The 8325-nt window shown below is 38.3% G+C and carries 10 protein-coding genes; 7 read left to right on the plus strand and 3 right to left on the minus strand.

The features are described from left to right. The coding region (locus ACM0OS_RS27410; RefSeq protein WP_414546335.1) for an NACHT domain-containing protein at positions 1–2068 on the minus strand (2068 nt) is incomplete at its 3' end. Positions 2069–2197: 129 nt separating this feature from the next. On the opposite strand from ACM0OS_RS27410, the gene ACM0OS_RS27415 reads away from it, so the two are divergent. Then, on the plus strand, positions 2198–2521 hold the full coding sequence (locus ACM0OS_RS27415; RefSeq protein WP_414546336.1) for a hypothetical protein: 324 nt from the start codon (positions 2198–2200) through the stop codon (positions 2519–2521). Positions 2522–2876: 355 nt separating this feature from the next. Here the strand turns inward: ACM0OS_RS27415 and ACM0OS_RS27420 are convergent, their stop codons facing one another. Continuing rightward, positions 2877–3176: a HigA family addiction module antitoxin gene (locus ACM0OS_RS27420; protein WP_414546337.1), complete on the minus strand. Its 300-nt coding sequence runs from the start codon at positions 3174–3176 to the stop codon at positions 2877–2879. A 14-nt stretch (positions 3177–3190) separates the two neighbouring features. Further along, positions 3191–3469 carry a type II toxin-antitoxin system RelE/ParE family toxin gene (locus ACM0OS_RS27425; RefSeq protein ID WP_414546338.1) on the minus strand — a complete coding sequence of 93 codons (279 nt, stop codon included), beginning with the start codon at positions 3467–3469 and terminating at the stop codon, positions 3191–3193. A gap of 455 nt (positions 3470–3924) precedes the next feature. On the opposite strand from ACM0OS_RS27425, the gene ACM0OS_RS27430 reads away from it, so the two are divergent. From ACM0OS_RS27430 to ACM0OS_RS27455, 6 genes are all read left to right on the plus strand, one after another. Continuing rightward, entirely contained in the window at positions 3925–4686 is a 762-nt protein-coding gene (locus ACM0OS_RS27430; protein WP_414546339.1) for a ParA family protein, read from the plus strand. Next, positions 4677–5114 carry a hypothetical protein gene (locus ACM0OS_RS27435; RefSeq protein WP_414546340.1) on the plus strand — a complete coding sequence of 146 codons (438 nt, stop codon included), beginning with the start codon at positions 4677–4679 and terminating at the stop codon, positions 5112–5114. The genes ACM0OS_RS27430 and ACM0OS_RS27435 overlap by 10 nt, the downstream gene beginning before the upstream one ends. Before the next feature lie 23 nt (positions 5115–5137). Then, the gene (locus ACM0OS_RS27440; RefSeq protein WP_414546341.1) at positions 5138–5644 is read left to right on the plus strand and encodes a DUF4365 domain-containing protein; all 507 of its coding nucleotides are present in this window, start codon (positions 5138–5140) and stop codon (positions 5642–5644) included. Continuing rightward, a complete protein-coding gene (locus tag ACM0OS_RS27445) occupies positions 5641–6192 on the plus strand; it encodes a hypothetical protein (protein WP_414546342.1) in 552 nt (183 codons plus the stop codon). The genes ACM0OS_RS27440 and ACM0OS_RS27445 overlap by 4 nt, the downstream gene beginning before the upstream one ends. A gap of 307 nt (positions 6193–6499) precedes the next feature. Continuing rightward, positions 6500–7666, plus strand: coding sequence for a GTPase (locus tag ACM0OS_RS27450; RefSeq protein WP_414546343.1), 1167 nt, complete (start codon positions 6500–6502; stop codon positions 7664–7666). Beyond that, on the plus strand, positions 7659–8243 hold the full coding sequence (locus ACM0OS_RS27455; RefSeq protein WP_414546344.1) for a GTPase: 585 nt from the start codon (positions 7659–7661) through the stop codon (positions 8241–8243). Before ACM0OS_RS27450 ends, ACM0OS_RS27455 begins: the two co-directional genes overlap by 8 nt. The last annotated feature ends 82 nt before the right edge of the window (positions 8244–8325 follow it).

An 8325-nucleotide genomic window follows, 5' to 3' on the forward strand; every position in this document is an offset into this window, starting at 1 on the left:
CCTCTCGCACGTAGTCAAGGTTTTGACATTCATATTTCCAGGTGCAAGATCTAAGATTGTTAAATATGCTTAATTCTTCAAGCTGACGAGTGTTTGCGAGAACGTGAGTAATAGCAATGCTGTTGGCTTTGGGGATAGCATAAGCATAGGGGTTAGCATAAGCGTTCGCGTTAGTGATGGCGATAGCGATGGCGTTGGGCAGAGGGATGGTGTCGGCGTTGGCGATCATGATGGCGTAAATGCTGATATGAGCTTCGACATCAGCGATTGCGAGCGCAATTGCACGTTTCTCGACAGGTTTAAAATTCCCAGCAGATCCAGTTGTTGCCTGTTCTGCCCAGTTTAATAAAGCTTGCAGCTTCGGTATGTTAATGTACTGTTGCGCTTCTTTTTCCATCAACAACAGCAAATCATCTGCACTAGCCCGCATTAAACCAGCTACTAATAAAAACACTTCCTTCCAACGTTCATCTGTTAGGTGTTCAGTAACTAATTTCTCAATTTGGCGATGGTCATCAATATATTGTGCTGTTAAATATTCCTGTAATGTTAAATGCGAGAAAGAGTAAACACTACCAGCACGTTCTACTAATACCCCGTGTTGTAGTTCAATAGATTTGAGAACATCTACCCCGTTGATAAATTTTTCATCCGGTAGCATTTCTGCTAGTAGTTTCTCAATTTTGTCGGCAATTTCTCGTCGCGGTAAAAATAAACGGTCTTCTTGAAAGGCATCATGAGCAATTTCAGAAAGCATTATTTCCTTGCGTTTGGTATCCAATCCCTTATAAATATCTTCCTGAAAAATGCCTTTTTCACCAGCCCATTCTTCTAATAAAACTCTCAATGCTCTTTCATAGAGAGTCGCTCGATTAGTGGGAATTTTTCTAGAACGCTGATAGAGCAAACACACCAAAGTCAGTAATAAAGGTGTTTGAGTTAATTCTTTAGCAGCAGTATATTCGTGGCTTTTGAGTTTTTCCCAGCAACCTTTACCTACAATTGGTTCAAGACTGAACCAATTGTCAATAAAATTTTCAATTTGAATGTCATCAAAATCTGCTATTGCCACATCAGTAAACTGTCGAAAATTGTGGCGATAGGCTGCTACCCTACAGGACGCAATGAAGCGATTTTTATTGTAAATATCAACAAAATCTTGAATGTGATTAATAACATTGGTTGATTTTTTTGTTGAAACTTCATCCAAACCATCCAGCAAAACTAGTAGCTTGCCTTCCTCTAAGGCTTTAGTTGTAAATTTTTCTGGCTCGGATATTTCACAAATACTAAATTCTTTTACAATAAAATTTTTTATATTGATATCTCTCTCTTGAAATCTTTTCAACTCTATAAATACAGGGATACAGTCATGGTTAAATCCTCCTTCTTGAACTTTGAGTGCCTCTAATCCCATCTTTCGCAGAAATGTAGACTTTCCTACACCTGGGCCACCAAGCACCATCAAATATTGCTTTTCGTTAGCAACTTTAATCCCTTCTTGTTTACCTTTATCTTGAGCTTGAAACTTGCGGCTATTAGCTTGGCGATAAAATTGTTCTAAATTTTCGATAGATTCAAAACTATGGATGGCTTCATCATTCAAAAATCGAACTGCTGTATAGACCGATTCCATATTGACAGGTTCACGCATTCCTAAAACTTTGAGAATGCCGTACCGTTTTTCGTAGTAAGGTCTTACCTTTTTTCGTACCTCTTGCACCAAGACATCTATTTCTATTTCTGAGTTGCAAGTTTGGCTAAGTGACTTGGTTTGTGGTACAGAATTTTCTGCGGACTTGTGAAAACGTCGTTGGTAGCGTTCTAATGCTGCTCGGAAATTACTTTTACTGACTTTTTCACCCAACGCATCTGTAAGAAGTTTCCATAATTCATTGCCTTCGTTTTTAATATACGAAGAACTATAACCGCTAGCTTTAGCTATTTCTTCATACGTTTTCTTGTTCCAACATTCCTGAAGTATACGCTTTTGTATATCAGTTAGGTAGTTATCTGTCTTATTAAATACCGCTTCATCAGCAACCTTTAGGGCTTCTTCCAGATTCATTAGTCAGTGAAATAAATATTTTTGCAGCTACAAACTTTTTCGTAATTTTAGCTTATTTTTTCGTAATTTTAGCTGACTTTACAGTAACGACAAGGGTTTGAGGGCTTTGGCAGAATGATGACATCCTGATTGCAGGAAAAAGCCTGGAGTCACCCAGGCGACGTTAAATTAGATTTCACTTCCATCATACCCATGAACACTAACGGAACTAAAAAGTCTGGCAATTGCAACGATGTTTCCAAGTTTGACCAGACCTTCTCTCGCCTATCAAAATGGACAGCCTATGCGATAGGTTTGGTAGCTGCATTTACTCTGACAGTGAAGCATGACCCGCAAGGTGTTCACTTGATACCTTTGGCAAAGCTTTTTGTTCAAGCTGCCCAAATAGGCGTAGTGGAGCAAAAGAAAAATGGTAAACCTGATAACCCAGACAACTCAAACACAAAGCAATAAATAATTAATTAAAGGAGAGCGATCGCTGCTTGGGCAGAAAACTGGTGTATAACGACATTAGAGTTAGTGCGGAACCAAGCCCAAGAGATTAAGAGCTAATTTGTAAACTCAAGCAAAATCTTTGTATGGTAATGGTTTCAGAAATTTGAGCATATCAAGGCTTTATCCTCCGAAAGCTATACCCAGCAAAGAATTGCGTGTCCTTAAGATTTTCTTTACGAATCAGATCTAAGCGCGATCGCACTTCTTACACTAGATGTTCGCTTTTTCTATTCTTAATATTTGTGCAGTTTCATCCCTATGACAGTTTTTAACAAACCTTTTTTGACATACCAGACTTGTGAGAAGCATTACGTTAATCTGACATGACAGGAATATCAATTGGAGATACTGCTTCTAAAGTTTCAATTTCTTGTACAGCATTCCAAAGGTCATATTTCTGCTGAAGATTTAACCAAAGTTCGGGGGTAGTTTGAAAGGCTTTCGCCAAACGAAGTGCCATGTTAGGCGAAATCCCAGCTTGCTCATTAATAATTTCGGATACTGTTTTCCGCGATACATCCAATATTTCAGCCAGCTTCGTATTAGTCATATTTAGTGGTTCTAAATATTGACGTTTAATTAAAGCGCCTGGGTGTCTCGGCTTTCTTTTCATTACCATTCTCAACTCTAGTGATAGTCCTCGTAATCTACTGAGTCAGCATCTCCATCTTCAAACTTAAACGTTATACGCCAATTCCCCGACACCGTAACCGACCATACCCCTTCTCTATTTCCTTTCAATTGGTGAAGTCTAGAACCAGGGTATCTCATATCTTGAACATCAACTGATGCGTCAAGTCGGTCAAGAATATCCAATAATTTCTCTGCATATTCCGGCTGAACACCACTCCTATCATCATCTTCAAAAAGTTTTTTAAGCCCTTTGTGTTTGAAGTTTTTAATCATGTTCCTTACGATAGCATCTTTAGTGTAACCTTTGGGGTTACACTCTGTCAACTATGGAACAAAAAATAAATACTTTGCCAGCCCGATTGTGATTAATAGATTCATGTTTATCCTAAATAAAAAAATCCTCTAAATTTACACTGCTAGCCCCGACCGCGCAAGAAGGGTGCGAGGTAATGGTTACCTCTAAGCTTTATCTATCAAGCTTTTCAGTTAACCAAACAAAAATTTTCTTACTTTTTTTCTTACTTCTGCCAAACACCATAAGTAAATTTCTCAATATTACTTCTTGGCATTGATTTAAATCTATGTCGGGTGATTGCCTCCGGCACAGCACTCTACGCCATTTTGAGCAAGGTAATAGAAATAATCAAGATTAAAGAAAAAATATTCAATAATCTAGAATCTAGAATATATAATGAGGCTCGTAAAGTATAAAAACGGCAAAAGCAAGTGTGACCAGAAAAATAGCTATTTTCAATATGAAAGGGGGGGTGGCAAAATCGACCACCGTTTACAACTTGGCTGTTGGTTTGGTCAAGTTTAAAAAGCAGCGAGTGCTGATTGTTGATATTGACCCTCAAGGAAATGCCAGCGCTGCGTTAGGAATCCCCATTTGGCAGATTGATGTCCAGTTAAAAGATGTTTTGCAGCACAAAACACCGCTAGAGCAAGTGGTGGTTTCAACCGATAGCGGTGTAGATGTGTTGCCATCAAATATTTTTCTTGCAGAAGAAGAAATCCCCATATCAGGTCGTCCAGGGAGAGAACTGCTGCTCAAAAAAGCGATCGCACCAATCTTAGATAAATATGATTTCGTTCTCATAGATTGTCCCCCAAACATTGGGGTTTTTTCCATTAACGCGCTGATGGCAAGCGATGCGGTACTAATTCCCGTAGACATGAGCTACTTGGGACTGTTAGGTGTTCAGGGAATTGAACGTGCCTTAACTTTAGTGCGAGAACAACTAGAGCATCCCATCAAGATTGCAGGTGTGCTGGCGACTCGGTACGATCGCAGGAACAATCTCAGTAAAGAAGTATTTGATGCACTCACGAATCATTTTGGCGACAAGATGTTCACTAGTGTAATTCCTGAATCAGTGCGGATTCGGGAAGCACCTTCGCACGGACAATCTATCTTTGATTACGACAAAGAGAGTGCGGGTGCAAAGGCGTATAGTCAATTAGTGGATGAGGTATATAAATGCCAGTAAATAAAGGGAAATCGTCGCGTTCGGCGTTGGGTGGTAATCCTTTAGCGCAAAGCATTTTCAGCAAAACTGAAGTGGAAACTCAACCGCTTGCTGAAGTAGAAAATATTCAAGATTCTATAAACAAGAATCAAGAATCTACAAGCAATAATAAAGATTCTATAAACAAGAATCAAGAATCTATATTCTTGAATAAATCAGAAAGAGAAGCGGTAAACCTGCGCTTACCTCTTGAGTTGAACGACTGGTTAAATGACCTGCTGAAAAAAGGTAAGCGACAGCACGGAGCAAAAATCCCCAAAGAAGTTTGGGTACAGGCTGCCCTGGAGTTATTCAGAGCTATGCCCGTTATGTGGTCAGAAATTGATTCCGAAGAGAGTTTGCGCGAAACACTCAATAATATTGAATCCAGAATCAAGAATCTAGAATAAAGAACCTAGAATAAAGAAATTGAATGTACATTAATACCCAGAAAGAGGAATTTAGCTATGCTTACATCAATGCCGTCGCTTCGGCTGCGGGTTATTCATTCCAAATAGCACCCAGACCATTAGATTTAGTGGGAGTTGATGTAACCATTACAGGAATTGCCTCACCGGGTTCTAGACGGCGAACTCGGATTGATTTGCAAGTCAAATGTACTTCCCAAAAATTACTAGTAAGTGACGGGGTGAAAATTCCTCTGGAAATAAAAAATTATGATGAATTAAGAAACGACAATCCCGACGATGACCCCCTGTTGTTAGTCGTGGTCTTGGTTCCTGATTTACAAGAAGATTGGCTACAACAATCGGAAACTGAGATGTGCTTGAAACGTTGTGCTTACTGGGTGTCAATACGCGGTCAACCACCAACTGAAAATCAAACCACTGTCACTGTGTATTTACCCCGTGAAAATATTTTCAGTGTTGAAGTTTTGCAAGCTCTCATGCAACGAATTGCTAGAGGAGAACCAATATGATAGTTACCGTGCGTGACCCGGATATTCTCTCAAATTTAGACCCTCAGATATTAACATCCTATCTCCAAGCACAGGGATGGTATCAAGAAAGTCAGGTTGACAACAAAGAATCTGTTTGGATTAAAGCAAGTGATTTTGGTGAGGAATTTGATATTACCTTACCTCTCAATCCTTCTATCAGGTCTTATGCGCTGCGGATGGCTGAAATTTTGGCAATTCTAGAAACAGTTGAAGAACGCTCTCAGTTAGACATTTTGAGCGATTTAATTACAACAATCCCAAATACTGAAATCCAGGGGATGGTGATTAGACTAGCAGAACGAAATCATCCCAGCAATGTCACAATTATGGGCTTTGTTGTGGGCAAGCCACGTCAAATTTACCTTTCTCTGAGTGAATCTGAATACAATCAGGCTCGGACTGCTTATCACCAGAGGCTGCCAGTCGTTTGTACTGGGGATTTAATTAAGGAGAATGACGCTTTTGTGCTGAAAAAAATTATTAGCTTTGCTTTATATGATACTTTGACCGAGCGAGCAGCAGTCTAAAAAATAGCGATCGTAAATTGGGGTCATCGTGCCAATTTGGTTTTTTTGTACGCTAAAAAATTTAGATAAACGCCCAAAGTCTTGTCCAGACTGAGTTACAGCTTGTAAAATTTTGGATTTTTTAGGTTTGAAGCACTAAAGTGGCATTGATCATTGCCAAACACCGAATACAGCTTTTCATAATTGCTACAACAATGCCAATATTAAAACTTCACTAAAACACTACTGAGTTAGCTATAAAACTAATATTTTCAGGGAACAATACGTATAGTAAAGCTCACTTACTCGTTATAAGAAGTCTTGTTTTATGGAAGAAGTTATTAGAAAAGTAGCTGCTATGGGATTACCAGGCGTAATACTTGTAGTTGTGATGGCTACTACAGGTCTTACAGGTGCTGCTGCCATAACATCAGCCTTAGCAATCCTTGGTGGCCCAGCGGGTATGCTGGGAGGTATTGCAGTTCTTGGAATTACTGGAACACTTACAGATATTCTGGCCAAGTTTGGTATCGAACTTGTGCTTATGCGTATATATGAAAAGCGTAGTGAAATCGAGCCTATAGAAAAGCTTACTCAGGAAATTGATAAATTACCATTTATTAGCAGTGGATTAAAACGTAAGCTTACAAGAATAATTGATAAAAAGATTGTTTTTGTATTAGTAGGTCGTACAGGAGTTGGAAAATCTAGCACTGTAAATTCACTTTTAGGTAGGGAAGTTGCTAAGGTTGGCAATTATGAGCCAACTACGATGTCGATTGAATCATATGAATATGAAGAAAAAGGCACTAAGTTGTTAATCATAGATACTCCTGGTCTTTGTGATGATTTAGAAGAAGTTGGCAATGATCAAGAATATCTAAATCTTATGAGAGCAAAAATACCTCAAATGGACTCAATGTGGTTTGTAAGCCGTCTTGATGAAACCAGAGTGACAAATGATGAAAAACGAGGTATTAAGTTAGTTTCAGAAACATTTGGCGCAAAAGGATGGGAATATGCTGTAATTGTTTTTACTTTTGCAAATTCTGTTCCTGCTTCAAGATATCAAGAAGCTTTAGATAAAAGAACCGAGTTAATTAAGCGGGAAATAGCTAAGTATGCAGGAGAAGATATAGCTAATACAATTCCATCTGTTGCCGTTGATAATAATAATCAAACTACACCAGATGGTAAGCAATGGCTTGGGGAGTTTTTTACAAAAGTTTTTGTAAGAGTGTCTGAATCTGGTTCATTGCCATTGGCAGCCGCAATGAAAGATAGTTTGAGTACATCGACAGGTGAAGCAAGGATTAGTCTGAATGAGCAACAAAAAGCTGAGGTTAAAAAGAAAATTAATAAGGGTTTGATTGGAGGACTTGCTTATGGTGGAGCAGTTGTTGGACAAATACTTGGGCCAGGAGGAATAGTAGTTGGTGGGTTGCTTGGTACTGTAGTAGGACTCTGGTTAGAGCTAGATCGTAAAAATGCGTAAATTTGTTTTGGTAGGACGTACTGGTGTTGGTAAATCTAGCTTTATCAATTCAGTTTTTGGGCAATATATTGCTGAAACTTCAAAATATGAAGCTTGTACAAAAATAGTTCAACATCATGCTTATAATAGTCCTTTAGGTGATATTTGTCTTATTGATACACCTGGTCTAGCAGAAGATGATATAGACTGTGATAGAAAATATTTAGATTTAATTAAATCTAGCATTAATTTTGATACAGTTGATGCCTTAATTTATATTTCTCGTTTAGATGAAACTCGATTTCGTCCTGATGAAAAACGAACAATACGTCTTTTAACAGAAAAACTAGGAGTGTTTATTTGGAATAAAGCTTGGTTAATTTTCACTTTTTCTGCATCTGTTTATCCTGAAAAACGCCAAATTGTTACAATTAATAAAAAGAAGCAAATAGAAGATTTTGTAAGGTCTATTACTTCCGATTACGGTTTAAATCCGCCCTTTCAAGGTTTTCAAGTTAGATTACGAGTTGATAATATATCAAAAAATTGGACTTCAAAAAGTCTTCCAATTATGCCAATATTGCATCAACACAAATAAATTTAAATGTTTTTAGGCTTAGTGGTGCAGCTTAGTGGTGCAGAAAAGTCTTGAACCGCTTGTATACCAGGAGTCTGACTGA

This window comes from Nostoc sp. CCY0012, from assembly GCF_963920855.1.
GTDB lineage: Bacteria > Cyanobacteriota > Cyanobacteriia > Cyanobacteriales > Nostocaceae > Cyanocohniella.

Bases quoted from the DNA above. Each gene is read 5' to 3' on its own strand.
- ACM0OS_RS27420 (WP_414546337.1), bottom strand. From the start codon at position 3,176: ATGAAAAGAAAGCCGAGACACCCAGGCGCTTTAATTAAACGTCAATAT.
- ACM0OS_RS27425 (WP_414546338.1), bottom strand. From the start codon at position 3,469: ATGATTAAAAACTTCAAACACAAAGGGCTTAAAAAACTTTTTGAAGAT.
- ACM0OS_RS27435 (WP_414546340.1), top strand. From the start codon at position 4,677: ATGCCAGTAAATAAAGGGAAATCGTCGCGTTCGGCGTTGGGTGGTAAT.
- ACM0OS_RS27440 (WP_414546341.1), top strand. From the start codon at position 5,138: ATGTACATTAATACCCAGAAAGAGGAATTTAGCTATGCTTACATCAAT.
- ACM0OS_RS27445 (WP_414546342.1), top strand. From the start codon at position 5,641: ATGATAGTTACCGTGCGTGACCCGGATATTCTCTCAAATTTAGACCCT.
- ACM0OS_RS27450 (WP_414546343.1), top strand. From the start codon at position 6,500: ATGGAAGAAGTTATTAGAAAAGTAGCTGCTATGGGATTACCAGGCGTA.
- ACM0OS_RS27455 (WP_414546344.1), top strand. From the start codon at position 7,659: ATGCGTAAATTTGTTTTGGTAGGACGTACTGGTGTTGGTAAATCTAGC.